This is a genomic window from Corynebacterium gerontici (genome assembly GCF_003813985.1).
Lineage (GTDB): Bacteria > Actinomycetota > Actinomycetes > Mycobacteriales > Mycobacteriaceae > Corynebacterium > Corynebacterium gerontici.
Window position 1 is genome coordinate 1,229,826 of the sequence record NZ_CP033897.1, and the last position, 24,365, is coordinate 1,254,190.

23 protein-coding genes are annotated in these 24,365 nt (G+C 57.3%); 8 read left to right on the plus strand and 15 right to left on the minus strand.

The window, feature by feature from the left end; translation table 11 throughout:
• Positions 1-2: 2 nt before the first annotated feature.
• The 3 genes from CGERO_RS05755 to CGERO_RS10880 all read left to right on the plus strand — a co-directional run bounded on the left by CGERO_RS05755 (position 3) and on the right by CGERO_RS10880 (position 2,125).
• On the plus strand, positions 3-785 hold the full coding sequence (locus tag CGERO_RS05755) for an ABC transporter permease (protein WP_123934101.1): 783 nt from the start codon (positions 3-5) through the stop codon (positions 783-785).
• Positions 786-977: 192 nt separating this feature from the next.
• The gene (locus CGERO_RS05760; RefSeq protein ID WP_206423932.1) at positions 978-1,862 is read left to right on the plus strand and encodes a COX15/CtaA family protein; all 885 of its coding nucleotides are present in this window, start codon (positions 978-980) and stop codon (positions 1,860-1,862) included.
• A 98-nt stretch (positions 1,863-1,960) separates the two neighbouring features.
• Complete coding sequence (locus tag CGERO_RS10880; protein ID WP_377017555.1) at positions 1,961-2,125, plus strand: PLDc N-terminal domain-containing protein; 165 nt, start codon at positions 1,961-1,963, stop codon at positions 2,123-2,125.
• Positions 2,126-2,190: 65 nt separating this feature from the next.
• Here CGERO_RS10880 and CGERO_RS05770 read toward each other — a convergent pair whose 3' ends face one another.
• Entirely contained in the window at positions 2,191-3,117 is a 927-nt protein-coding gene (locus CGERO_RS05770; RefSeq protein WP_123934105.1) for a heme o synthase, read from the minus strand.
• Between the two features lie 484 nt (positions 3,118-3,601).
• Here CGERO_RS05770 and tkt point away from each other — a divergent pair, with 484 nt between their 5' ends.
• The 5 genes from tkt (at position 3,602) to pgl (ending at position 10,290) form a co-directional block, all read left to right on the plus strand.
• Entirely contained in the window at positions 3,602-5,698 is a 2,097-nt protein-coding gene (gene tkt, locus CGERO_RS05775) for a transketolase (RefSeq protein WP_123934107.1), read from the plus strand.
• A gap of 120 nt (positions 5,699-5,818) precedes the next feature.
• Entirely contained in the window at positions 5,819-6,898 is a 1,080-nt protein-coding gene (tal, locus tag CGERO_RS05780) for a transaldolase (RefSeq protein WP_123934109.1), read from the plus strand.
• 94 nt (positions 6,899-6,992) lie between these two features.
• The gene (zwf, locus tag CGERO_RS05785; protein WP_377016430.1) at positions 6,993-8,552 is read left to right on the plus strand and encodes a glucose-6-phosphate dehydrogenase; all 1,560 of its coding nucleotides are present in this window, start codon (positions 6,993-6,995) and stop codon (positions 8,550-8,552) included.
• A gap of 34 nt (positions 8,553-8,586) precedes the next feature.
• Positions 8,587-9,555 carry a glucose-6-phosphate dehydrogenase assembly protein OpcA gene (locus tag CGERO_RS05790; RefSeq protein ID WP_123934111.1) on the plus strand — a complete coding sequence of 323 codons (969 nt, stop codon included), beginning with the start codon at positions 8,587-8,589 and terminating at the stop codon, positions 9,553-9,555.
• A 21-nt stretch (positions 9,556-9,576) separates the two neighbouring features.
• A complete protein-coding gene (gene pgl, locus CGERO_RS05795) occupies positions 9,577-10,290 on the plus strand; it encodes a 6-phosphogluconolactonase (protein WP_123934113.1) in 714 nt (237 codons plus the stop codon).
• 76 nt (positions 10,291-10,366) lie between these two features.
• On the opposite strand, the gene secG is transcribed toward pgl, so the two are convergent.
• The 14 genes from secG to rpe all read right to left on the minus strand — a co-directional run bounded on the left by secG (position 10,367) and on the right by rpe (position 24,325).
• On the minus strand, positions 10,367-10,600 hold the full coding sequence (secG, locus tag CGERO_RS05800; protein WP_123934115.1) for a preprotein translocase subunit SecG: 234 nt from the start codon (positions 10,598-10,600) through the stop codon (positions 10,367-10,369).
• A gap of 136 nt (positions 10,601-10,736) precedes the next feature.
• On the minus strand, positions 10,737-11,516 hold the full coding sequence (gene tpiA / locus CGERO_RS05805) for a triose-phosphate isomerase (RefSeq protein WP_123934116.1): 780 nt from the start codon (positions 11,514-11,516) through the stop codon (positions 10,737-10,739).
• Between the two features lie 29 nt (positions 11,517-11,545).
• Complete coding sequence (locus CGERO_RS05810) at positions 11,546-12,760, minus strand: phosphoglycerate kinase (RefSeq protein WP_123934119.1); 1,215 nt, start codon at positions 12,758-12,760, stop codon at positions 11,546-11,548.
• 173 nt (positions 12,761-12,933) lie between these two features.
• Positions 12,934-13,938, minus strand: coding sequence for a type I glyceraldehyde-3-phosphate dehydrogenase (gene gap / locus CGERO_RS05815; protein WP_123934121.1), 1,005 nt, complete (start codon positions 13,936-13,938; stop codon positions 12,934-12,936).
• Between the two features lie 481 nt (positions 13,939-14,419).
• Positions 14,420-15,418 (minus strand): DNA-binding protein WhiA, encoded by a 999-nt coding sequence (gene whiA / locus CGERO_RS05820; protein ID WP_123934123.1) that lies wholly within the window; start codon positions 15,416-15,418, stop codon positions 14,420-14,422.
• Between the two features lie 91 nt (positions 15,419-15,509).
• Entirely contained in the window at positions 15,510-16,478 is a 969-nt protein-coding gene (locus CGERO_RS05825) for a gluconeogenesis factor YvcK family protein (RefSeq protein ID WP_123934125.1), read from the minus strand.
• Entirely contained in the window at positions 16,478-17,374 is an 897-nt protein-coding gene (gene rapZ, locus CGERO_RS05830) for an RNase adapter RapZ (protein WP_377017557.1), read from the minus strand. The genes CGERO_RS05825 and rapZ overlap by 1 nt, the downstream gene beginning before the upstream one ends.
• A gap of 119 nt (positions 17,375-17,493) precedes the next feature.
• Positions 17,494-19,518 (minus strand): excinuclease ABC subunit UvrC, encoded by a 2,025-nt coding sequence (gene uvrC, locus CGERO_RS05835; RefSeq protein ID WP_123934128.1) that lies wholly within the window; start codon positions 19,516-19,518, stop codon positions 17,494-17,496.
• Positions 19,519-19,527: 9 nt separating this feature from the next.
• On the minus strand, positions 19,528-20,079 hold the full coding sequence (locus tag CGERO_RS05840) for a PH domain-containing protein (RefSeq protein ID WP_123934130.1): 552 nt from the start codon (positions 20,077-20,079) through the stop codon (positions 19,528-19,530).
• Between the two features lie 86 nt (positions 20,080-20,165).
• Positions 20,166-20,636 carry a 6,7-dimethyl-8-ribityllumazine synthase gene (ribH, locus tag CGERO_RS05845; protein ID WP_123934132.1) on the minus strand — a complete coding sequence of 157 codons (471 nt, stop codon included), beginning with the start codon at positions 20,634-20,636 and terminating at the stop codon, positions 20,166-20,168.
• Between the two features lie 56 nt (positions 20,637-20,692).
• Positions 20,693-21,937: a bifunctional 3,4-dihydroxy-2-butanone-4-phosphate synthase/GTP cyclohydrolase II gene (locus CGERO_RS05850; RefSeq protein WP_123934134.1), complete on the minus strand. Its 1,245-nt coding sequence runs from the start codon at positions 21,935-21,937 to the stop codon at positions 20,693-20,695.
• 11 nt (positions 21,938-21,948) lie between these two features.
• The gene (locus CGERO_RS05855; protein ID WP_123934136.1) at positions 21,949-22,593 is read right to left on the minus strand and encodes a riboflavin synthase; all 645 of its coding nucleotides are present in this window, start codon (positions 22,591-22,593) and stop codon (positions 21,949-21,951) included.
• Positions 22,574-23,650, minus strand: a complete 1,077-nt coding sequence (gene ribD, locus CGERO_RS05860; RefSeq protein ID WP_245998788.1) for a bifunctional diaminohydroxyphosphoribosylaminopyrimidine deaminase/5-amino-6-(5-phosphoribosylamino)uracil reductase RibD — start codon at positions 23,648-23,650, stop codon at positions 22,574-22,576. Before ribD ends, CGERO_RS05855 begins: the two co-directional genes overlap by 20 nt.
• 3 nt (positions 23,651-23,653) lie before the next feature.
• A complete protein-coding gene (rpe, locus tag CGERO_RS05865) occupies positions 23,654-24,325 on the minus strand; it encodes a ribulose-phosphate 3-epimerase (RefSeq protein ID WP_123934138.1) in 672 nt (223 codons plus the stop codon).
• Positions 24,326-24,365: the final 40 nt, after the last annotated feature.

The following is a 24,365-nucleotide window of genomic DNA, read 5'->3' on the forward strand; positions in this document are numbered from 1 at the left end:
GTATGGACACCACTGATCATTCCTTGACTGCACTGAAGTTTCAGCCGGGTGCTTTTCGCCCGCATCCCCAGCGAGCCTCCGTCGCTACGATGCTGGCTGCGCAGGGCTGGATAGAGGCCAAGCTCTTCCTGCGTCATGGCGAACAGCTCCTCTTGAGCTTCATTATTCCCATTGCTGGCCTGCTAGCTCTGCATTTCCAGCCGGTGATCGACACCCACCTTGATCACGTTTTTCCCACCATGCTCGCGATGGCCGCGATGAGTTCTGGTTTCACCGGGCAAGCAATTTCCTTAGCGTTCGATCGACGCTACGGCGCGCTGAAGCGAACAGGAGCCTCCGGAGTGCCCGCCTGGACCATCGTGTTGGGAAAGATCCTTGGAGTTCTCGGCGTCAGCCTTCTCCAAATCGTGTTGCTCAGCCTTTGTGCGCTGGCGCTGGGCTGGGACGTATCCGGCGCGGGCATTGCCATCGGCTTAATTACCTTCTTCATCGGCGTGGCAATGTTCACCACGTTTGGGCTCCTCATGGGTGGATCACTCTCTTCCGAGCTCGTCCTCGGCTTTGCGAACCTCCTTTGGTTCGCCCTGATCGGCGTTGCCGCGGTGGTGATGATGCGTGACGGCGAGCCCCCGAGCATTGGCTTGGAACTGGTGCCCTCGGTTGCGCTTGCCGACGGCCTACGCGATGCCTTCAACGGCGTATTCCCCTGGATGCAAACGCTCATCATGCTGGGGTACAGCGCCATCGGCGTGCTCGGTGCCAACAAATGGTTCAAGTTCGCCTAAGAGGCCTCGCACCCTTAAGGCTGTGTTTGATCCCACTGTACTGACTGTGGTGATATTCACCTCGGTGATTTTCCAGCTATTGCCGTGTTGGGGTGCGTATTCAGCCCGAGGCACTGGGGTAACATTTAGCCCGTGGCTAAGCAAAAAACTCAAGCAAAGCAACCATATTTGGATCGTCTCCAAACCTCGCGTATGCAGGCATTATTGGCGATGCTGCTGATGATCGCTCAGGGTGCAATCACGGTAACTGGCTCAATTGTGCGTGTGACGGGCTCGGGGCTGGGGTGTAACACCTGGCCAAATTGCCATCCTGGCTCGCTGGTACCCGTAGACGGAGCCGCACCTTGGGTCCAGCAAATGATCGAGTTCGGCAATCGCCTCCTCACCTTCGTATTGGTGGCAATCGCGATCGCGCTAATGCTTTCTGTGCTCAATCGCCGTAAAGAGATTCTCTTCTACGCCATCGCTCAGATCGTTGGCATAGTGATTCAGGCAGTCATCGGCGGCATTTCTGTCCACCTCGACCTCAAATGGTGGGCCGTCGCACTTCACTTCCTGCCGTCCATGGTGTTGGTTTGGCTAGCTGCTGTGCTGTGGGTTCGAGTGCAAGAGCCCGATACGGGCATCAACCACACCGTGATCCCCCAAACCATCCGGTCCCTTGCCTTCGCCAGCGCCGTACTGTTGTCCATCGTGTTGGTCACCGGAACCATGGTGACCGGTGCGGGCGTGCATGCTGGTGATACTGGTGTGGGCATGGAAGGGCGCCTGAATGTAGACCTGGGGTTGATGGCGCATATCCACGCCTGGATCATGTACGTGTACCTCGCGGTCACCATCGTGCTCGTTGCGGCCCTGGTGGCAAAGAAGGCTCCGAAGCGCATGCAGAAGACCGGCTGGCTGCTCATTGTCATGATTGTGGTTCAGGCTGGCGTTGGCATCTTGCAGTTCCGCATGGGAGTGCCTCGTTGGACAATTCCAATCCACATTGGCTTGTGCTCCTTCGTGGTTGGTACCTGCGCAGTCCTATGGGCGTACGGCAAGACCCGCGTCCCTCGTGATACCCCCGTGCAGTAGACGCACGATTCCTGAACACACCGCCGCAGTACTTATTGCTCCGGCGGTGTTCTTGTTGGTGGCTTTACCCCTGCGCTACAGTGACGTCAATGGATTGGATGTTTTGGATTCCGCTCGTATGTGTGGCCTGCGCTGTCTACGTCACGGTTACTGAACTGCGCAGGGAAGCTCCTGCAGCATTAATTGGTTTGTGGGCGGCAGCCTGCTTAGTGTTCCCTGTGGTTGGTTTCCTCGCCTGGCTTTACTTTCGCCGCGAAGCATAAGGCCCCTTGAAATACAGAAGCCACTGCGATGTGCAGTGGCTTGGAGCTGGTGGGCGTCGAAAAGCTTAGAACATTGACGTCAGCTGATGCAGCCCCAGCACAGCGTCGAGCGATAATCCAACGAACAGTAAGGACAGGTAGTTGTTCGAAAGGATAAACAGGCGCAGCGGACGTACCGGCGTTCCGTGCTGAACACCGTGGTGCAGTTTGTGCGCGACAACGAGGAACCAAACGCCCGAGGCAACAGCCACCAGCGCATAAAGCCAACCGGCCGCCGGAATAAGCAGGAACGTCACCAATACCGTAGCCCAGGTGTAAGCGACAATCTGCTTGGTCACCTGTACCTCAGTGCGCACCACAGGCAGCATGGGCACACCGGCCGCTGCGTAGTCCTCTTTGTACTTCATGGCCAGCGCCCAGGTGTGAGGCGGTGTCCAGAAAAAGATGATCAAAAATAGCACGACGGCTTGCCACCAATGCGCTGGCGAGCCTTCGGGCAAGTTATCTACAACGGCAGCCCATCCGACAACTACCGGCATACAACCCGCAGCGCCACCCCACACAATGTTCATGTGAGTGCGTCGTTTCAGCATTTTGGTGTAAACGAAGATGTAAAACGCGATCGTCAGCATTACGAACACCGCAGCGGTGATCGAGTTACACACCAGCCATAACCACAGAAAACTCGAAATAGTAAGCACCCATGCAAATACAGTGGCCTGCTGATTACTCACGGTGTGCTTGACCAATGGACGTTTGGCGGTGCGGCCCATCTTTTGGTCAATGTCAGAATCAGCCACCATGTTGAAGGTATTGGCCGCTGCCGCACCCATCCATCCGCCAAAGAGCGTTCCGAGCATCAGGCCGAAGTGGATGTGGCCACGATCAGCTTGCAACATCGCAGGGATGGTGGCGACGAGGAGAAGCTCAATGACCCGCGGTTTCGTCAACGCGAGATAGGCCTTGATTCTCTCCAAGGAAAATTCCTCCATAAGTGGTGTTCGTTTGCGTTCTGTTGTTCCGGGGCGCTGCAGAAAGCAGCGAGGCCATAAGGAAGTGGTCGTATCCACCACCTTGAAAGTTCCGCGAACAGCTCAGAATGCCTCAATATAGCTAAAATCCCTGCAACAACGGGTGTGTCACCAGGGATCTCTCTGCAACGAAGATTCGAGCGGACGTCGCTGTTTTCAAGCCACGCGAGGAGCCAACAGGACATTAATCCTAAACCTTCCCGCCCCTTATTCCCCAATGCCACACCCGTTCCGCTTCGCACTCACCCGCTACCCACCCCACAGGCACCCCTTTCGCAAGTACTATGAATAGCGACTCTTGCGCCCGATCAAGGCCAGGTCTTACTCAACTCTGCAGCCGGTAATGTCTAGCTGGCTGCTGATTGGGGTTCGTCCTTGAATTGAGCGCAGGGAAGCAAATAACAGCACAATTTTTAGCACGCAATGCACAAAGGATGGCTTTTTCGTGTCTTTAGCTCCCGAACTCCAAGCGCTTACTCAGCGCAACTACCCCGCCGACTGGACTGAGGTTGATACCCAGGCAGTGGACACAGTCCGCGTCCTGGCTGCCGATGCTGTGGAGAACTGCGGCTCCGGACACCCCGGTACCGCGATGAGCTTGGCCCCGCTCGCCTACACCCTCTATCAGCGCGTCATGCGCCACGATCCGAAGGACGTGCAGTGGGCTGGCCGCGACCGCTTCGTTCTTTCTTGCGGTCACTCTTCGCTCACCCAGTACATTCAGTTGTATCTGGGTGGATTCGGTCTGGAACTCGAAGATCTCAAGGCTCTGCGCACCTGGGGCGCCAAGACCCCCGGCCATCCGGAATACCATCACACGGACGGCGTAGAAATCACCACGGGACCGCTCGGACAGGGGCTAGCTTCGGCTGTCGGCATGGCGATGGCTTCTCGACGCGAGCGCGCGCTTTTCGACCCACAAGCCGCCGAGGGCGAGTCGCCATTCGACCACCACATCTACGTGATCGCCTCTGATGGCGACCTGGAAGAAGGCGTGACTGCGGAGGCATGTTCTCTTGCGGGCACCCAACAGCTGGGCAATCTGATTGTGTTCTGGGACGACAACCGGATCTCCATCGAGGACGACACCCAGATCGCCTTCACTGAAGACGTAGTTGCTCGCTACCGCGCATACGGCTGGCAAGTCATTGAAATTGAGGGTGGCGAGGACGTCACCGCAATCGAGCAGGCCGTCGCTGAAGCGAGGGCCGATACCCAGCATCCAACCTTCATCCGCCTTCGAACCATCATTGGTTATCCCGCCCCCACCATGATGAACACCGGATCGGTGCATGGTGCCGCCCTCGGCGCCGAAGAGGTGGCCGCCACCAAGCGCGAACTCGGCTTTGATCCAGAGCGCAGCTTTCACGTACCAGACGAAGTAATCGAACACACTCGCAAGCTCGTTGATCGAGGCGCAGAAGCTCATCGAGCATGGCAAGAGCGTTTCGACGCCTGGGCTGAACGCAATCCGGAGAACAAAGAACTGTTCGATCGTCTTTCGCGCCGCGAGCTGCCTAAGGATTTCGACGCCCAGCTTCCTGAATGGGACGCTGACGAAAAAGGCGTGGCTACCCGCAAGGCATCCGAGGCTGTACTGCAGGCGCTGGGCAAAACTATGCCAGAGCTTTGGGGTGGTTCCGCGGACCTCGCAGGATCCAACAACACCGTGATTAAGGGCTCACCTTCCTTCGGCCCCAAAGAAATCACCACGGATACGTGGACTGCAACCCCCGGCGGACGCAACCTTCACTTCGGTATCCGCGAGCACGCCATGGGCGCGATTCTCAATGGTATCTCTTTGCATGGTGGCACCCGTCCCTATGGCGGCACCTTCTTGATCTTCTCCGACTACATGCGTCCGGCCGTTCGCCTCGCAGCGCTGATGGGAGTGAACGCGTACTACGTGTGGACTCACGACTCGATCGGACTTGGTGAAGACGGCCCAACCCACCAGCCGGTGGAGCAACTCGCCTCCTTGCGTGCTATCCCGAACATGTCCATGTTGCGTCCCGCCGACGCCAACGAAACTGCCGCCGCATGGCGAGCAGCGTTGCAGTACAAGGCTGGCCCAAAGGGCATCGCCCTGACCCGCCAGAACGTTCCTGTGCTTGAGGGCACCAAAGAAAAAGCTCGCGAGGGTGTCGTTCGAGGCGCGTATGTGCTCGTTGAAAGTTCGAAGGAGCTTCCCGACGTTGTGTTGATGGCCACCGGTTCCGAAGTGCAGCTCGCCGTGAGCGCTGCGGCAACCTTAGAGAAGGAAGGCATCGCCGCACGCGTCGTCTCGGTTCCTTGCATGGATTGGTTCCTCGAACAGGAGCAGGACTACCGCGACGCAGTACTGCCACCTTCGGTGAGCGCGCGTGTGTCCGTTGAGGCCGGCGTAGCCATGCCGTGGTATCAGTTGCTTGGAAGCCAGGGTCGCGCGGTGTCCCTGGAGCACTTTGGCGCATCTGCCGCCTACCAGAAACTCTTTGAAGAGTTCGGTATTACTGCCGACGCCGTAGTTGCCGCCGCCAAGGAGTCGCTCGGCGCCAACTAGCTCAATAGGGTTCGTATCACTTCTTAGCCCATGCCACCGTAGAAACCCGGTAGCATGGGCTAAGGATTTTTCAGCACCAAATACAACCGCCCCAGACACACGGGGCGTGAGGATGACCTTATGAACGCTATTGAACAACTCGCCTCCGTCGGAACGTCCACATGGCTGGACGATCTTTCCCGTGACCGCATTAGCTCGGGACACCTGCAGCAGTTGATTGAAGAAAAGCACATCGTGGGCGTCACCACGAACCCCGCGATCTTTGCCGCAGCAATGTCGAAGGGCAATGCTTACGACGAACAGCTCGCGCAACTGAAATCCGAAGAAGCTAGCGTAGATCAAGCGGTGTACGCGATGAGCATCGAAGACGTCCGAAACGCCTGCGATGTCCTCATGCCCGTGTTCGAAAAGACGTCAGGGCAGGACGGACGCGTCAGCATTGAGGTGGATCCGCGTATCTCGGAGGACCGCGATGCCACCATCGCGCAGGCTCGTGAATTGTGGAACAAGGTGGATCGTCCCAATGCCATGATCAAGATCCCCGCCACCGAGGAATCACTTGCAGCGATCACTGATGCACTCGCGGAAGGGATCAGCGTCAACGTCACCTTGATCTTCTCTGTGGCGCGCTACCGCCAGGTGATTAGCGCCTATCAGGAAGGGATTCAGCAGGCCGCCGAAAACGGCTTCGATGTATCCAAGATCCACTCCGTTGCCTCCTTCTTTGTGTCTCGTTTGGACACTGAGGTGGATAACCGCCTCGAAGCGATCGGCAGCGAAGAAGCTCTCAAGCTACGAGGCAAGGCGGGCGTGGCCAATGCTCGTCGTGCCTACCAGGTATTCCAGGATTCCCAAGACACAGAGCTACCCGAGGGCGCTAACGTACAGCGCCCACTGTGGGCCTCAACCGGCGTGAAGAATCCGGAGTACCCGGCTGATCTGTACGTTCGTGAGCTTGCAGGTCCTGACACCGTCAATACCATGCCCGAAGCCACCATCGACGCCACGATCGAGGCGGACGCAATCCAAGGCGACACGCTCAGCGGTACCGCAGAAGAGGCTGAAGCAGTCTTTGCTGAGCTGTCCAAGGTGGGCATTGACTTTGAGGATGTCTTTGAAGTTTTGGAACGCGAAGGCGTAGAAAAGTTCGTTGACGCCTGGAACGAACTCCTGCAATCTATGCAGACGCAACTGAGCTAGGTATGATCCAAGCGGTACGCAGGTGGCAGTCACTGATTGCCACCTGTTTTCCTGCCAACGCTCCTCGCCCACAAGAAGGAAGAAGATATCCCTCGTGAGCTCTACTGCTTTGCCCGACCACCTCGAACAAGACGGCTGGGAAAATCCGCTGCGCCGGGCCGCAGATAAGCGCCTCCCCCGAATCGCCGGCCCGAGCGGCATGGTGATCTTCGGTGTCACCGGTGACTTGGCAAAGAAGAAACTACTGCCGGCGATCTATGACCTCGCAAACCGTGGTCTATTGCCGGCTGGATTCTCGCTGGTCGGCTACGGTCGCCGCGAATGGAGCAAAGAGGACATCGAGCAATACATACGCAAAGCCGTGGAAGCGGGGGCCAGAACCGAATTTCGCGAAAACGTGTGGGAACGCCTGGCCGATGGCATGCACTTCGTGCAGGGCAACTTCGACGATGATGAAGCCTTCGACAATCTAGCCGCAAAGCTCAAGGAGATTGACGAATCCGGAGCTACTTCAGGCAACTGGGCTTTCTACCTCTCAGTACCACCGAACTACTTCTCCGATGTGTGCCACCAGCTCCAGCGCTCGGGTATGGCAGAGGCGAAAGGTAAATCTTGGCGCCGGGTGATCGTCGAAAAGCCTTTCGGTCACGACCAAGCGAGCGCCAAGGAACTGAACCAGATCATCAACTCGGTATTCCCCGAACGCTCGGTATTCCGCATTGACCACTACCTTGGAAAAGAAACCGTTCAAAATATCATGGCGCTGCGGTTTGCCAACCAACTGTTTGACCCCTTGTGGAACTCCCACTACGTGGACCATGTGCAAATCACGATGGCCGAAGATATCGGCCTTGGCGGACGCGCTGGTTACTACGACGGTATCGGTGCCGCTCGCGATGTGATCCAAAATCACCTTATCCAGTTGCTTGCATTGGTGGCGATGGAGGAACCGGTAGATTTCACACCAGCGCAATTGCAAGCTGAGAAAGTCAAGGTACTGCGCGCTACCAAACCGGTAGAGCCTTTTTCCAAGACCACCGCCCGCGGACAATATACGGAGGGCTGGCAAGGCTCAGAATTGGTTTGCGGTCTACGAGAAGAAGAAGGATTCGATCCGGAATCCAACACCGAGACATATGCCGCTTGCACCCTTGAGATTAATTCCAGGCGTTGGGCGGGCGTCCCTTTCTACTTGCGTACCGGCAAGCGCCTTGGACGACGAGTTACTGAGATTGCCTTGGTATTTAAAGACGCGCCTCACCAACCGTTTTCTGAAGGCACCCGCGATACTCAAGGCCAAAACGTTGTCGTGATTCGGGTCCAGCCCGATGAAGGCATGCTGATGCGCTTCGGCTCGAAGGTTCCTGGCTCGGCGATGGAAGTTCGCGACGTCAACATGGACTTTTCCTACTCTGAGGCATTTACAGAGGAGTCTCCGGAGGCCTATGAACGCCTCATCTTGGATGCACTGTTGGACGAGGCCAGCCTCTTCCCCACCAATGAGGAAGTTGAGCTGAGCTGGCAGATCCTCGACCCGATCTTGAAGTTCTGGGAGGAACACGGTTCCCCCGAGGACTACGCCGCCGGTACCTGGGGTCCAAACTCTGCAGATCGAATGCTCCAGCGAGTCGGCCGAACGTGGCGCCGACCTTAACACCACCGCCCGCTACTGCTACGAAGGCCACCGCATGATTTTCGAACTCCCAAACACTGACACCCGTGAAATATCGAAGACTTTGGTTCGCGCCCGGGAAACCGGCGGGCAAGTAACCACAAGCCGTGTGCTTACGCTCATCATCGTCGCGAAAGAAAGCGACGATGTTGAGGCCATTACGAAGGCCACGACGGAGGCTTCTCGTGAACACCCTTCACGCGTGATTCTTTTGGTTAGCGGCGATGAAGATGCCACCTCTTCCCTGGATGCATCAGTGAGCATCGGCGGTGACGCCGGGGCTTCGGAGCTGGTGATTATGCGCTTACAAGGTGAAGTGGCCAAGCACCTGGTGCACGTTGTGACGCCCCTGCTGTTGCCGGATACCCCGATCGTGGCATGGTGGCCCTCATCTGCACCTGTGAACCCGAGCGAAGATCCCATCGGAAAGATCGCACAACGGCGTATCACTGACACCTACAACGATCCGCCGGCTGACGCGCTATACAACCGCCGTAATAACTATGCTTCCGGCGATTCGGACCTCAGTTGGGCCCGCATTACACCTTGGCGTGGCGTCGTGGCTTCTTCGCTCGATCTTCCACCGCACGAAGAAGTGCACGACGTTCGAGTGTTCGGCGCTGCAGAAAATCCCAGCGTTGACCTCGCAGCGGGTTGGCTGGCGAACCGCCTAGGCGTGACGGTCACCCGCCATGCGTGCGATATGGAGGACGCCCTCGATGAATTTGGCCAGAGTGCCATTCCAGTAAAACGGGTCGAGTTGGATAGGCCCTCAGGGACGATGGTGCTGGAGATGCAAGAAGATCAGTCCACGCTGGCGCTGAGCATTCCTGGGCGTGCTACGGCGCTTGTGGCCTTGAACCGTCGCTCTGAATCGGATTGTCTTGCAGAAGAGCTGCGTCACCTCGACCCCGACATCGCCTACGCAGACACTCTCAAGTGTCTGAACCACATCGAATTCGCCACTGACACACCCGCCTCATAACACCGGAGCTCGGAGAACACCATGCCGCTAGAAACTATCAAAGTTCAAGACCTCGATGCCGTGATTCAACGCGCCGCAAACGGCATTGAGCAGGTGCTGCGCAGTGCAAGACAGGGATCGGGTCTATACCAGGACGGCATGGCAAGAATCGTCCTCACCGGCGGAGGCGCTGGCATTGGCACTCTTCAGGAACTCGCTCGACGGGGCACGGACATCTCTAACGCGCACTTCTTCTTCGGCGATGAACGAAACGTGCCGTCAGAGCATCCAGATTCAAATGAGGGCCAAGCACGCGCAGCGCTTCTTGAAGCCGCGGAGATCCCCGAGGCACAGATCCACGGCATGCAACTCGACGGTTCCGCCATGCAGGAGGCTGCCGACGCCTATGAACAGGCAATCAAAGAATTTGCACCCGATGGTTTCGATCTCCATCTTTTGGGCATGGGTGGCGAAGGCCACATCAATTCGCTCTTCCCCGAAAGTAGTGCAACGGCGGAGCGCGAGCGCCTAGTGTGTCCCGTGGAAGACTCTCCTAAACCACCAGCTCAGCGCGTCACGTTGACGCTTCCAGCCGTTGCGCTCGCTCAGCGCGTGTGGTTGCTCGTGGCCGGTGAGGAAAAGGCCGAGGCAGTTCGAATGTTGCAGGCTGCGGTTTCGCCCGATCAGTGCCCTGCGGCAGGTGCTCACGGGCGCGAAGAAACATTGTTGATCGTAGCTGAGAACGCCTGCACTTAAGCTCGCATATCGACGCAACCAAGCCCCTCTCCAAGCATTTTGGAGAGGGGCTTGGTTGTTTTTGCGTGGCTGTGCCTTAGGCGTATGCCTGAATGAGATTCAGAGCCACAATGCAGGCGATCCAAATAAGCCCGGTGAAAATCGTCACTCGGTCAAGATTCTTCTCTACCACGGTGGATCCAGAAAGGTTGGACTGCACACCGCCACCGAAAAGGCTGGACAGACCGCCACCTTTGCCTCGGTGCAGGAGCACGAATAGTGTCATGACCACCGAAGAGATCACGAGCACAATTTGGAGAGCTAAAGCCATCACAGCATCCTTGAGTTACGTATTCCGAAGTTTCACACGCAAGCGTCATGCAGGCGCATACCGTGAACACTATACACGCCAATAATAGCGTCGGCGCCCACCCCACGGGCGGGGCGCCGACGAATGTCTAGCGCTACTAGACCTCAGAAGCAGCGTTTGCCGCGAGCTTCGCAAACGCTTCACCGTCCAGCGAAGCGCCACCGACGAGGCCACCGTCGACGTCGGTCTGGCCGACGATCTCGGCAACGGTGTCGGCCTTCACAGAACCGCCGTAAAGAATACGGATGTTTTCGGCCACGGAGGCGTCGGCAAGCTCTGCGATGAGCTTGCGAATGGCCGCGCAGACTTCTTGGGCATCTGCAGCGGAAGCTACCTTGCCGGTACCGATCGCCCAAACGGGCTCGTAGGCGATGACGGTCTTTGCCAGATCCTCAGAAGACAAGCCAGCCAGAGAGTCGCGGGTTTGCTCTACGACGTATTCAACGTGAGTGCCCTTTTCACGGATCTCAAGTGGTTCGCCCACGCATACGATTGGGCTCATGCCTTGGCCAAGCGCTGCCTGGGCCTTCTTAGCAACCAAAGCGGAGCTCTCGTTGTGGTACTCACGACGTTCAGAGTGGCCGACCACGACCCAACGACAACCGAGCTTCGCCAGCATTTGCGCCGACACCTCACCGGTATAGGCACCCGACTCGTGCTCAGAAACGTCCTGGGCGCCATACGTGATCTGCAGCTTGTCACCTTCTACTAGAGTCTGCACCGAGCGCAGATCGGTGAAAGGAACGGTGACTGCAACATCTACCTTTTCGTAGTATTCCTTCGGCAACGCGAAGGCGAGCTTTTGAACCGTGGCTACGGCCTGTAGATGATCCAAGTTCATCTTCCAGTTACCAGCGATCAATGGGGTACGTGCCATAACAGTGTCCTTTCTTTGGACTTTGAGGATTAGCTTTCGAGGACCTTCACGCCCGGCAGGTCCTTACCTTCAAGGAACTCCAGGGACGCGCCGCCGCCGGTGGAAATGTGGCTAAAGCCTGCTTCATCTAAGCCGAGGGAGCGCACAGCCGCAGCGGAATCGCCACCGCCTACAACAGAGAATGCGCCATTGCTGGTGGACTCAATGATGCCTTCTGCCAGGCCACGGGTGCCCTTCGAGAATGCTTCAAATTCAAACACGCCCATCGGACCATTCCAGAAGATGGTTTTGGACTCTGAAAGGACCTTCTTGAAGGTTTCGACAGTCTCGGGTCCGACATCGAGCGACATCCAACCCTCGGGGATGGCGTCAATAGCCACCACCTTGTTGTCGGCCTGAGCATCGAACTTCTCAGCGGCTACCAGGTCGACGGGGAGCACAATCTTGTCACCGTAGGTTTCGAGCAACTTCTTGCAGCTCTCAATCTGCTCTTCTTGAAGCAGCGATTCCTGCACGTCGATGCCCTTGGAAGCCAGGAAGGTGTAGCACATTCCGCCACCGATAATGACGTGGTCCGCTTTCTCTGCGAGAGCCTGAATCACGCCGAGCTTGTCGGATACCTTGGCACCGCCGAGAACCACGGTGTAGGGGCGCTTTGGCTCCTCTACGACCGCCTTGAGAACGTCGATCTCCTTCTCCACGAGCTTGCCCGCATAATGCGGGAGACGCTGTGCAACGTCATACACCGACGCTTGTGCACGGTGGACAACACCAAAACCATCGGAGACGAACGCGCCGTTTTCGGCAGTCAGAGCTACGAGTTGATCGGCAAATTCGCCACGCTCTGCTTCGTCCTTCGAGGTTTCGCGAGGATCGAAGCGAACATTCTCCAGCAGCAGCACGTCGCCATCATTCAGGCCATTCGCGCGCTCATGCGCATCTTCGCCAACAACGTCGCCCGCAAGGGCAACGTACTGATCGAGTGCCTCAGAGAGAGCTTCAGCAACGGGAGCCAGTGAGAACTTCGGGTTTACCTCTCCCTTGGGACGTCCGAGGTGTGCCATGAGGATAACGCGGGCGCCACCTTCAACAAGCGCCTGAATGGTGGGCAGCGAAGCATTGATGCGGCCAGCGTCCGTGATTTCACCCGCATCATTCAGGGGAACGTTGAAGTCGGAACGCACGAGGACGTGGCGACCTTCAACGCCTTCTTGAAGGAGATCTTGAAGATTCTTGGTGGTCATATCCATCCTTAGAGATTGTGATGGCGAACAGTGCTTGCAACAAAGGCACTTCCGAGCCTAGTCAACTTCCTTGCAGTTTTGTTCGCATAAATAAACCCGGGGTGTACCGCGGAGGTACACCCCGGGCTACGAGGTGAGAGCTGTTTGAGTGACAGCGCTCAAGACGTCGGTGATTAGAGGCGCTCGCCGACGTACTCGGTCAGAGTAACGAGCTGGTTGGAGTAACCCCACTCGTTGTCGTACCAGGAAACGACCTTGACCTGGTCGCCGATAACCTTGGTCAGGCCGGCGTCGAAGATCGAAGCGTGAGCGTCGGTGACGATGTCGGTGGACACCAGCGGATCCTCGGTGTAAGCCAGGATGCCCTTGAGCTCGCCCTCAGCGGCCTTCTTGATGGCTGCGTTGACGTCTTCAACGCTAACTTCCTTGGAAGCGGTGAAGGTGAGGTCGGTTGCGGAGCCGGTGGGCAGCGGCACGCGCATTGCGTAACCGTCAAGCTTGCCCTTGAGCTCGGGCAGCACCAAAGCAACAGCCTTAGCGGCACCGGTGGAGGTGGGCACCATGTTGATCGCGGCAGCACGTGCGCGACGAAGGTCCTTGTGAGGAGCGTCGAGCAGGCGCTGATCTCCGGTGTATGCGTGAACGGTGGTCATCAGGCCACGCTCGATGCCGAAAGCATCGTTGAGCACCTTTGCCATGGGAGCCAGGCAGTTGGTGGTGCAGGAAGCGTTGGAGATGATGTGGTGGTTCTCCGGGTCGTAGTCGGTGTGGTTCACACCAACAACGAAGGTAGCGTCTTCGTTCTTCGCAGGAGCGGAGATGATGACCTTCTTAGCACCGGCTTCGATGTGAGCCTTTGCTGCTTCAGCGTCAGTGAAGAAGCCGGTGGACTCGATCACGATGTCTACGTCGTTCTCGCCCCACTTGAGATCCTTGGGGTCACGCTCTGCGGAAACGAGGATGCGGTGTCCGTCTACGGTGATGGACTCATCGTCGTAGGTGACTTCCTTGCCCAGACGGCCCAAGGTGGAGTCGTACTTCAGCAGGTGTGCCAAGGTCTTGTTGTCGGTCAGGTCGTTCACGGCCACGATCTCGATGTCCGAGCCGCGCTCGCTCAGAGCACGGAAGTAGTTACGGCCGATGCGGCCGAAGCCGTTGATTCCTACGCGAATCGTCACTGTTGTCTCCTCAAAATAGAGTGATCGTTCTATGGTGTCCGGGATGTGCTTAAGACGTTTCCGGTTATTTCCGAATTCCGTCCGTTTGCCCCGGCGCAACCTTCATTCCCGAAGTGTACCGAGCAATACGACAGCGCGCAGAAGTTTGTTTTCTGTTGGGTCCAGGTAGCAACCCAAGCTTTTGAACTTTCGGGGGTAGCAGGCCGCTGCGAATGTCAGGAGAAGTACATTCACCAAAGTCGAAGAGATTGAAAAAGCCAGATGAGCCCACCTTCCGGAGGTGGCAACCCCACACCCAAACACAAACAGAAATGTGATAAGACTTGAGCATCGCTCGTTAATGTGACATTCAACACACTAAATCAAAAAGGAAGTCACACGTCTCAAAGTCTGTTTCAACATAGTCAAAAGCTAGGCGTCGTGCCCGGTTTTTTGTTCACTTGGGTTTTTAGGAGCGAATGGCCACGGCCGGACGTGCGGATCAGGATTTGGCGCCAGAAGGGTCGTCCTTGGGATTAGTGTTCTTTACACGCTGAGTGGTGTTTGGCACCCCCAGTTCCTCCGCCCGCTTATCCGCCATGTGAAGCAAGCGTCGGATTCGGCCTGCGATCGCGTCCTTGGTCATTTGCGGATCGGACAGTCTACCCAGTTCCTCCAAGGAAGCATGCTTATGCTGGAGCCTCAGCTGGCCAGCCTGAGCCAGATGATCCGGAATATCGTCGCCGAGAATTGCCATCGCTTCTTCTACTCTCGCAGCGGCGTGCATAGCTGCTCGAGCGGATCGGCGCAGATTGGCGTCGTCAAAATTGGCCAAACGGTTTGCTGAAGGCTTCGATTCCCGCTGAATTCGCTTCTGATCCCACAACAACCTGGTGGTGTGCGCGCCCAGACGCGACAACATAGCACCCACGCCCTCACCGTCTCTGATCGATACCTTCTCAACTCCCCGACTTTCCCGAGTTTTGGCAGTTACCCCCATGCGGCGTGCGCACCCAACCAACGCAAGCGCAGCTTCTTGCCCTGGTGCTGCAACATCGAGCGCAGTAGAACGGCTGGGATCAGACAAAGAACCTGCAACCAAAAACGCCCCTCGCCAGGCAGCTTCTGCAATTTCAACCGTGCCGGAAACCACCTGCAAAGGCATCCCGATGATCTGGTGCCCGCCTGGGCTGACCATCCCCGTGCGCCGGATGAGCTCCTTCGCACCTTCCTCCACCCGCGCTTCAAAGAGATAACCGCGTTTCGCTCCGGGAGTCTCTCGGATGATCGGCACTGCTCCCACCACCGCCTGGACTTGTTGCGCGAAGCGCTGCGCAACGGCCTCCGATTCCGTGCGCAACACAACGAGCAGGGTGTTGTGCTCAACGCTGAGTTCGCCGCCGAATCGAATCATCCCCGCCAGTTCCGCCAAGCGCTGCGCACCTTGAGCGGTAGGAACTCGCACAAGTTCTGCTTTGGCCTGATTCGATAACGCCGACATGTTTCTCGCTTCCAGCTTTTCGAAGAACGAACGCGCCCCGAAAAAAGAGCGCAATGGGATTAGGCTACCGCAACGGTCGTGGCTCAGCCCGCTAGCGGTATTCACTCTGCAGTGCTTGGGCTAACTTCTCGGCGTCGTGACGCTCCAGGAGCAGACCATCTTCGTCTTCCTCTCGAAGGTCATAGAAGGCCAACCGAGCCCCCAAGCTCTTGGCGGCTCTCTCCAGGTGTAAGCGATCTGATTGATTAGGAATCATCCGAGCATCCACGATGACCACGTCGGCCCTGAGACGCTGATCGTGCTGCGCCAAAATATGCAGATGGCGCTCAGCGCTAAAACCTGCAGTTTCACCAGGCTCAGCACTCAGATTCAGCACCACCACACGCATCGCATCTGTTCCCGCTATCGCCTCGGTGATCCCGTCGACCAACAGATGTGGAATGACGGAGCTGAACCAGGAGCCCGGCCCCAGCGTCACGATGTCTGCGCCATTGATGGCATCAACGGCCTCTTGTGCCGCTCGTGGGCGCTCGGGGATCAAACGCACCCTCCGGACGGTACCAGGCGTAGATGCAACAGCCACTTGCCCTCGGACTTCGCGCATGATGCGAGGATCATCATCCAGGCCGGACACTTCCGCCGCAATATCCAGCGGCCTATCACACACGGGTAGCACTCGGCCTTCGGCTCGGATTGTTTTCCTCAACATGTCCAAAGCCTGAATTTCGTCACCAAGAACGTCGACAAGCCCGGCGAGCAGAAGGTTACCCACGGCGTGCCCTGCCAAAGCGCCGTGCCCACCAAATCGATGCTGCAATGTCTGCTCCCAGATCAACCCCTCATCGTCGAAAGGTGCTAAGGCTGCAAGGGCCATACGCAGATCTCCGGGCGGAACTTGACGCAATTCTTTCCGGATACGCCCGCTCGAACCACCGTCATCGGCGACAGTGACGATCGCGTCGATGGAAGTGTGCGGCAATTGGCGAACAGCACGCAGTGTCTGAAACAGTCCATGACCACCGCCAAGGCACGCGAAAGAAGGCTCAGAAACCCGGAGCATTAGTTCCTCCCGATATCGCGATGTTGGACGCTGACATCCAGATCCTCACGTTCGCGCAATCGGCGCCCGATCTCCTCTGCAATTGCGACGCTGCGGTGATGTCCGCCGGTACAACCAATCGAGATGGTGATGAACTTCTTGCCCTCATGCTCGAAACCAGGGCGCATATCATCGAACATCTGTAAGAAGTGCTCTAGGAAAGGCTCCGCGGCGGATTGTCCCAAAACATAATCCGAAACAGGTTTGTCCACACCGCGAAATGGCCGAAGCTCGGGAACCCAAAAAGGATTCGGCAAAAAGCGTACGTCAACCATCAAGTCGGTATCCCGTGGGGAACCGTGTTTGAAGCCAAAGGACTGCACGGTAACGTGTTCCTGCTTGTTAGCGACGGAAGAGAAGTTGGGCTCGATCACCCTCCTCAAGTCGTGAATCGAAAGATCCGAAGTGTCAATAATGACATCCGCAGATTCGCGAATCCCTGAGAGCATCTCACGCTCACGCTCGATGCCTACCAACAGCGTCCCACTTCCCTGGAGAGGGTGGGTACGCCGAAGATTATCGAAGCGTTTCACCAGCACATCGTCACGAGCATCCATGAACATCACCAATGGTTTCATGCCTCGTTCAGAAAGCTGCGCGATGATCTGTTCAAGTCCGCCACCGAAATCACGGGAACGGACATCGCTAACGATCGCCACCTTATCCACCGGGGACGAATCGTCACCGACCAACTCAGCGAGGTGAACGATTAACTGAGGGGGTATATTTTGGGTAACGAACCACCCCATATCCTCGAGCACCCGGGCGGCCGAACTTAATCCCGCTCCAGAAAGGCCCGTGATCAGCGCCGGAGGAATTTCAGTGCGTGGTTCTGGGGTACTCTGCAGGTTCATCATCATGCTGCCAGTGTAGCTTTTTAACGCAGTCGGACGCGCCGTTACAGTGTTTCATTCAGGGGCTTTCAACCACGAGCAGGGCCAATGCCAACGCTAGCAACGCGCCGCGAAAGCGGTACCTATTCGGGGTGCAATGCGTCAAAGCACGCCTGCGCCAACTTTGGCCCAAATCCGCGCACTTGTGCGATGTCTTCAACGCTGGCTTGCTTCAGCTTTTTCACCGACCCGAAGTGTTTCACCAGTTCCTTCCTGCGGGCATCGCCAAGACCGTGTACCTTGTCCAACTCGGATTCCCGCATCCTCTTGGAACGTTGCTGGCGATGGAACTGGATGGCAAACCGGTGTGCTTCATCGCGCAATTGCTGGATCAGATACATCGCCTGGGAGTTTCGAGGCAGGATGAGTGGCTCATCATCGCCGGGGATCCAGACTTCCTCGAGACGCTTGGCAATGCCGATCAGCGCGACATCAACCACTCCGAGTTCATCCAGAACCTCCTGAGCCGCCGCGACCTGCGGGGCACCACCGTCAACCACAAACAGTTGCGGAGGGTAAGCGAAACGTTGCTCCCTCTTCGGAGCAGATTCATCGGCAAAACGCGCCTCATCAGGCTCTTCGGGCATCGCCAGGGCATCTTCTTTGTAGCGTAGGAAGCGGCGCCGCGTGACCTCAGCAATGGAAGCCACGTCGTTGGAATGACCATCGCCGGCGGCCTCCTTGATTTTGAAACGGCGATAATCCGACTTCTTGGCTAAGCCGTCTTCAAATACCACCAAAGAGGCCACCACGTCGGTCCCCTGGATATGCGAGATATCTGTGCACTCAATACGCAATGGCGCTTGCTCAAGACCCAAAGCTTCCTGCAATTCCTGCAACGCCTGCGAACGTGCCGTGAGATCACTGATGCGCTTCATTTTGTGCTGACGCAGTGCATCTTTGGCGTTCTTCTGCACCGTTTCAAGCAGTGCCTTCTTGTCACCTCGCTGGGGGATCCGCAGATCTACTTGGGCGCCCCGTAAATCCGAAAGCATCTGCTTGGTGTGCTTCGCATCCTCGGGTTCAACATCCACAAGGACTTCTCGTGGAACCACTTGATGCACACCGTCATCTCGCGACCACGGCGTGCTGTTATGGCTGAGCTGATCAACGCCCCGTCGTGCCACTTTTTGCTCTGTGTCCGCAGTAATATTTTCTTGCTCCACTGCGTCCGAGTAGAACTGAATGAGGAAATTTTGCACAAGCTCGGCCAATTCCTCATCGCTATCGGCGGTGCGTTCGACAATCCAACCACGCTGGCCACGTATTCTTCCGGCACGAACGTGAAACATCTGGATCGATGCCTCAAGCTCATCGGCATGCACGCCCACGACGTCGGCATCAGTGCCGTCGCCAAGCACCACTGCCTGCTGCTCGGTGATTTTTTGCACCGCTTGGAGATCGTCGCGGAGCCGAGCTGCTTTTTCGAAGTCCATAGCTGCCGCGGCTTCGTGCATCTGCGCGCTCAAATCTCGAATCACCGCGTCGGTGTGACCCGCCATAAAGCGGACGAAGCCATGCACAATTTCCCGGTGTTCCTCTTCGCTTACCTTGCCGACGCACGGTGCACTGCATTTGTCGATGTACCCAAGCAAACAGGGCCGCCCCAAGGTTTCGTGGCGGTTATATACGCCCTTAGAGCACGTACGCACGGGGAATACCCTGGTGAGCAAATCCAGCGTCTCGCGCACAGCCCAGGCATGTGAATAGGGGCCGAAGTACCGCACGCCTTTTCTGCGAGGGCCGCGGTAGAAGAAAGCCCTAGGGATCCGCTCACCGGTGCTTACAGCCAGCACGGGATAGGTCTTGTCATCGCGATACTTGACGTTGAAGCGTGGGTCGAAGCGCTTGATCCAGGTGTATTCGAGCTGTAGTGCCTCCACCTCGCTGGCAACTACCGTCCACTCCACAGACGCGGCAGTGGTCACCATTTGACGGGTACGAGGATGCAGTTGAGAGAGGTCTTGAAAGTAGTTTGAAAGTCGCGCCCGAAGGTTTTTCGCCTTGCCAACGTAGACAACTCGTCCGGCAGGGTCGCGGAACTTGTACACCCCCGGATCCGTAGGTATGGAACCGGGAGCCGGGCGATAGGTCGATGGATCTGTCACCGGTCTACTCTAATCCTCCGGCATATACTGCGCTTCAAGTGCGCGGAAGTCTTTCACGTCTTGCACCGCCTGAGCTCCGTCGGCAGATTGCAGTGCCCATAGGGAAACGTATTCAAAATCCGGTAGCTCAAGGCGCGCCATGCGAGCCCCTTCAGGGAAATTAAGACCGTAGATGACGAACCAAGGGTAGAACTTCGTGCCCAGGAAGTTTCGGACTTCCACCCCGTCCTCATTCACCTGCACTCGCGGCCGCCACAACGCGATGAACACCAGTGCGGCGAGCAATACACCAACAAGGAAGTATCCCCACTGATCAATCACTGTGACGGTGGTGCCGGTGTCACCGATGGCGACCACGAGGGCGAGAAAAACGTGCAGGGCTATGATGACTCCAGCGCTCACCATCGCCCGTATGCGCAGCTTACGTGAGGTGATGCTGAGTTTCCAAGGCTTAGAACTTGTCAGCGCAGCGTCGGCAGCAACGTAGCGTTGGAGTTCTTCTTCGCTGAGTTCTCGGTGTCGCTGATTGATGTTGTCCACTTCGCTCATCTTGTTGCTCATCGCTTTTCTTATTGGTTGCTACGCCGCGAGCTTCACGATTGGCGTATTGATCGTGCCCATCCTAATACGCTGGGCGGCGCCGCAATTTATCGCGGTAGTTTTTCCAGGACCTTAGCGGTGTGCAGCGCCGCAATGACTGCCTCCGCTCCCTTATCTTCGGCCGAGCCTTCAAAGCCGGCTCGATCCACGGCTTGCTGATCATCGTTGCAGGTGAGCACACCGTTGCCGATCGGCGTTCGCGTATCCAGTGCCAGCCGGGTCAAACCCTGGGTGACCGAATCACATACGTAATCAAAGTGAGGAGTTCCACCGCGAATCACGCACCCGAGTGCAACAACGGCATCACAAGTATCGCTGAGCTTTTGCACCACCACCGGCAACTCCAGTGCCCCCATGACTCTCGCCTCGACCACGCGCGCGCCAGCATCGTGTGCAGTAGCGACCGCGCGAGCATGCAGTTGATCGCAAATTCGTTCATTCCAGGTAGCCGTCACGATGCCGACCGTATAGCCGGGGGCCTGGAAATTTTCTACCGTGGGTAAGCCTGCTACAGCCATGAAAGCTCCTCTAAGGTTCGTCGTTGTTCTGCATAGCTTCGGAGGATGGGCAACGCCTAATGCTCATCCAACCAAGGCAATTGGTGCCCCATCCGGTCACGCTTAGTTTCAAGGTACCGGCGATTGTCCTCGTGAACGGCTGCTCGAAGGGGCTTCACCACGGAAGTTCGAATACCGAAAGCCGCGAGTTCTTCTGGTTTCTGGGGATTATTGCTGAGCAGTGCTATCGACTGCACTTCCAGATCGTGCAACATCATTGCAGCTACCGCGTAGTCGCGTGCGTCCACCGCCAGACCGAGAGCCAGATTTGCGTCTACCGTATCTGCTCCATCTTCTTGCAGCTTGTAGGCCTCAAGCTTTTCCATGAGCCCGATACCACGACCTTCGTGGCCGCGGAGGTATAACAACACGCCCTCGCCTTGTGATTCAATTGCTCGCATGCCTGCGTGAAGTTGTTCGCCACAGTCGCAACGTCGAGAAGCAAAAACATCGCCCGTCAAGCATTCGGAGTGGACTCGCACCAATACATCGGATTTGCCCCGTACATCGCCCTTGACCAACGCAACATGCTCAAGCCCATCAAGGACGCTTTGGTAGCCAATGCATTGGAAGGTTCCGAATTCGGTGGGCAGCGTGGTGCTCACTTTTCGACGAACCACCTGCCGATCATGCTCGATCCGCCATCGTTTGAGCTGATCAATTGCAATCATCTTCAAACCATGGATATCAGCGAAACGGCGCAGTTCCACTGCTCGGGCCATATCCGTGGGATCATCCTCACTGACAATCTCACACAACACGCCGGCCGGTGCCATCCCAGCCAAACGGGCAAGATCAACAGCCGCTTCAGTGTGACCGTCGCGGGCGAGCACTCCCCCAGCGCGCGCACGCAATGGCACCACGTGTCCCGGACGGGTGAACTCGCTCGCCTGAGCCTCGGGATCCGCCAGACGCCGAATGGTTGCTGCTCTACTGCGAGCAGAAATCCCCGTGGAACCATCCGCCAGATCAACCGTTACCGCATACGCAGTTTGTCGCTGGTCCTGGTTCTGCGCCACCATCGCGGGCAGCGCCAGTGCATCCAGCTTTTCGCTTTCCAGCGCGGCGCAAATGTAGCCGGAGGAGTAACGCACCATGAAGCTCACGAGTTCAGGTGTGGCGAGTTCCGCGGCGAAGATGAGGTCGCCTTCATTCTCGCGATCAACATCGTCGACAACAACGACGGCTTCACCACGGGCGATGGCAGCAATAGCCTCGTCCACGGAGTCGAGCGAGATCGCATCTTGTTCAGCTTTGGTCACAGTGATTAAGCCTATCCCGCGGCCGCCGAATCGCTTGATTGGGGGTCGAAGCGCAACATCCGTTCAACATATTTCGCCAGAACATCCACCTCGAGATTCACTTTCTGGCCCACCTCGAGCACCCCCAGGGTGGTTTCGTTCAAAGTGGTGGGAATCAAAGAAACCTCGAACCAACCATCCTCATCCAACGTTGATTCTGCGGAAAGAGCACTGACAGTAAGTGACGTGCCGCAGACGGTGATGGATCCTTTCTCCACCACATAGCGTTTGAGGTTGGGCGGCAAGCTAAATCGCAATACGTCCCAATGCTCCTCCGAATGGCGTTGGAGCAATTCTGCGGTGCCATCGACATGTCCCTGCACAACATGTCCGCCAAAACGTGCATTTGCCGCCATCGCGCGTTCGAGGTTGAGTCGATCCCCCACGGACTTGTGCCTTAGCGTGCTGCGCTTGAGCGTTTCTTCCATCACGTCAGCGGTGAAGACCTCACCTGATTCAATCGACGTGACTGTCAGGCACACGCCTTCAACGGCAATTGAACAACCGTACTCGGCGTCATCAAGCAGACCAGGAGCATGGATGCGCAGGCGAACCGCGCGCTCCAGATTTTCTACAGCAAGAATCTCGCCTTTGGCTTCAACAATTCCGGTGAACATCGTCGTGGTTTTTCCTTTTCAGTACGGTGCAAGTATCGGGTTGCAGCATCTGCACCCGCGACATTTCAAACGTCTTGGCGGCGTCGATTGATTCCCCAAGCATGTCTACGCACTTCTTCCCAGCACCAAGCAATTTTGGAGCCGTGTAGATGTGCAGCTCATCGACCAAATCACTGCGCAGCATGCTAGTCAGGAGCCCCGGCCCGCCTTCCACCAGCACATGGCGATGCCCGCGCTGCCAGGAGGTCTGCATGGCGAGGTCAATGTTAGAGAAACGCCAGGGCGCTTTCAGCGCTAATTCTGCGGGCAGCGGTCGAGTGCCTACGACAACCGGCTGAGGCTGGTGCGGAAGGTCGCGGCCGTTTTCACCGCGGGCGGTCAATCGTGGGTTATCGGCAAGGACGGTTCCCGTCCCAACCCAGATCGCGTCGACATTGGCACGCACATCGTGGCTGAACTGGCGTGCCGCGGAGCCGGTGATCCATTTTGAGCTGCCATCATGTGCCGCGACGAACCCATCAATGGTTTGCGCGACTTTTCCCACGACGTACGGACGCTGCAGGCGTTGGGCAGCTAGCCAGGGCTCGAGTGCCAGCACCGGCAATTCGATGGCACGTACTTCTACACCAGCATCGCGCAAGCGTTGGGCGCCGCCACCTTCAGCTTCACCCGGATCTTTCTGGCAAAACCACACCCGTTGAATGCCCGCTCGTTTGATGGCTTCGCTGCACGGCCCGGTTCTTCCGTGGTGGTTACATGGTTCGAGCGTGACCACCATTTCCGCTCCCCTGGCGTGTTCACCCGCGGCCGCAAGCGCTACGACTTCGGCATGGGGGCCACCAGCCGGTTGTGTACCTCCCACCGAGATCACTTGGCCGTCTTGATCGAATACTCCGGCGCCCACCGGCGGGTTCGGGCTTGTGGCACCACGCACCTGCTCCCCGGCGCGCAATGCCGCCATGAGGGCGCCGGCTATGTGATCCGGGACCTTTGCGTGGCGGGCGTGGATGATCTGCTCACCGCCCCACGATCCGAGCGGCAGAGCTAAACGAGTCACCGTTTAGCTCGCAGCCTGCGCGAGTCGCCGCAACTCTTCTACTGCGCCAGCCGGATCATCGTTGCCGTAGACGGCTGATCCCGCCACAAAGGCGTCGCAACCAGCCGCGGCTGCCGCTTCGATAGTTTTGGCACTGATGCCGCCATCGATTTCGATGATTACGTCCAAATCGTGCTCATCGATGTAGGAACGCAAGGTTCTTACTTTTTCGAGTTGCTCGGGCATGAAAGACTGACCCCCGAACCCTGGTTCAACGCTCATCACGAGCACCTCATCGAATTCATGCAGGTGCTCAAGCATGGGTTCGATGGGGGTGCCTGGACGCAGTGAAAACCCAGCCCGCACGCCTTTGCTTCGGAGGTCGCGTGCCAGCGATACTGGATCTTCGGTGGCTTCAATGTGGAAGATGACGCAGGAGGCACCTGCGTCAATGTAGTGATCCACCCACTGCTCGGGCTTTTCGATCATGAGGTGGACATCCAGTGGCAGCTCTGTAACCCGGGAAACCGCTTTTGTGATGTCTGCTCCGAAGGACAGATTGGGCACGAAGTGCCCATCCATCACGTCAACGTGAACCCATTCGGCATTCGCAATGGCTTTTACTTGTTCGCCTAGCTGGGTGAAATCCGCTGCGAGGATGGATGGGGAAATGATGGGTGCGCGTTGTTCAGCCATGCCCCTCAGTCTAGCGGGACATTTGTGGCACGACTTCGAC

Bases quoted from the DNA above. Each gene is read 5' to 3' on its own strand.
- CGERO_RS05755 (WP_123934101.1), top strand. From the start codon at position 3: ATGGACACCACTGATCATTCCTTGACTGCACTGAAGTTTCAGCCGGGT.
- CGERO_RS05760 (WP_206423932.1), top strand. From the start codon at position 978: ATGCAGGCATTATTGGCGATGCTGCTGATGATCGCTCAGGGTGCAATC.
- CGERO_RS10880 (WP_377017555.1), top strand. From the start codon at position 1,961: ATGTTTTGGATTCCGCTCGTATGTGTGGCCTGCGCTGTCTACGTCACG.
- CGERO_RS05770 (WP_123934105.1), bottom strand. From the start codon at position 3,117: ATGGAGGAATTTTCCTTGGAGAGAATCAAGGCCTATCTCGCGTTGACG.
- tal (WP_123934109.1), top strand. From the start codon at position 5,819: ATGAACGCTATTGAACAACTCGCCTCCGTCGGAACGTCCACATGGCTG.
- CGERO_RS05790 (WP_123934111.1), top strand. From the start codon at position 8,587: ATGATTTTCGAACTCCCAAACACTGACACCCGTGAAATATCGAAGACT.
- pgl (WP_123934113.1), top strand. From the start codon at position 9,577: ATGCCGCTAGAAACTATCAAAGTTCAAGACCTCGATGCCGTGATTCAA.
- secG (WP_123934115.1), bottom strand. From the start codon at position 10,600: ATGGCTTTAGCTCTCCAAATTGTGCTCGTGATCTCTTCGGTGGTCATG.
- tpiA (WP_123934116.1), bottom strand. From the start codon at position 11,516: ATGGCACGTACCCCATTGATCGCTGGTAACTGGAAGATGAACTTGGAT.
- CGERO_RS05810 (WP_123934119.1), bottom strand. From the start codon at position 12,760: ATGACCACCAAGAATCTTCAAGATCTCCTTCAAGAAGGCGTTGAAGGT.
- whiA (WP_123934123.1), bottom strand. From the start codon at position 15,418: ATGTCGGCGTTATCGAATCAGGCCAAAGCAGAACTTGTGCGAGTTCCT.
- CGERO_RS05825 (WP_123934125.1), bottom strand. From the start codon at position 16,478: ATGCTCCGGGTTTCTGAGCCTTCTTTCGCGTGCCTTGGCGGTGGTCAT.
- rapZ (WP_377017557.1), bottom strand. From the start codon at position 17,374: ATGATGAACCTGCAGAGTACCCCAGAACCACGCACTGAAATTCCTCCG.
- CGERO_RS05840 (WP_123934130.1), bottom strand. From the start codon at position 20,079: ATGAGCAACAAGATGAGCGAAGTGGACAACATCAATCAGCGACACCGA.
- ribH (WP_123934132.1), bottom strand. From the start codon at position 20,636: ATGGCTGTAGCAGGCTTACCCACGGTAGAAAATTTCCAGGCCCCCGGC.
- CGERO_RS05855 (WP_123934136.1), bottom strand. From the start codon at position 22,593: ATGTTCACCGGAATTGTTGAAGCCAAAGGCGAGATTCTTGCTGTAGAA.
- rpe (WP_123934138.1), bottom strand. From the start codon at position 24,325: ATGGCTGAACAACGCGCACCCATCATTTCCCCATCCATCCTCGCAGCG.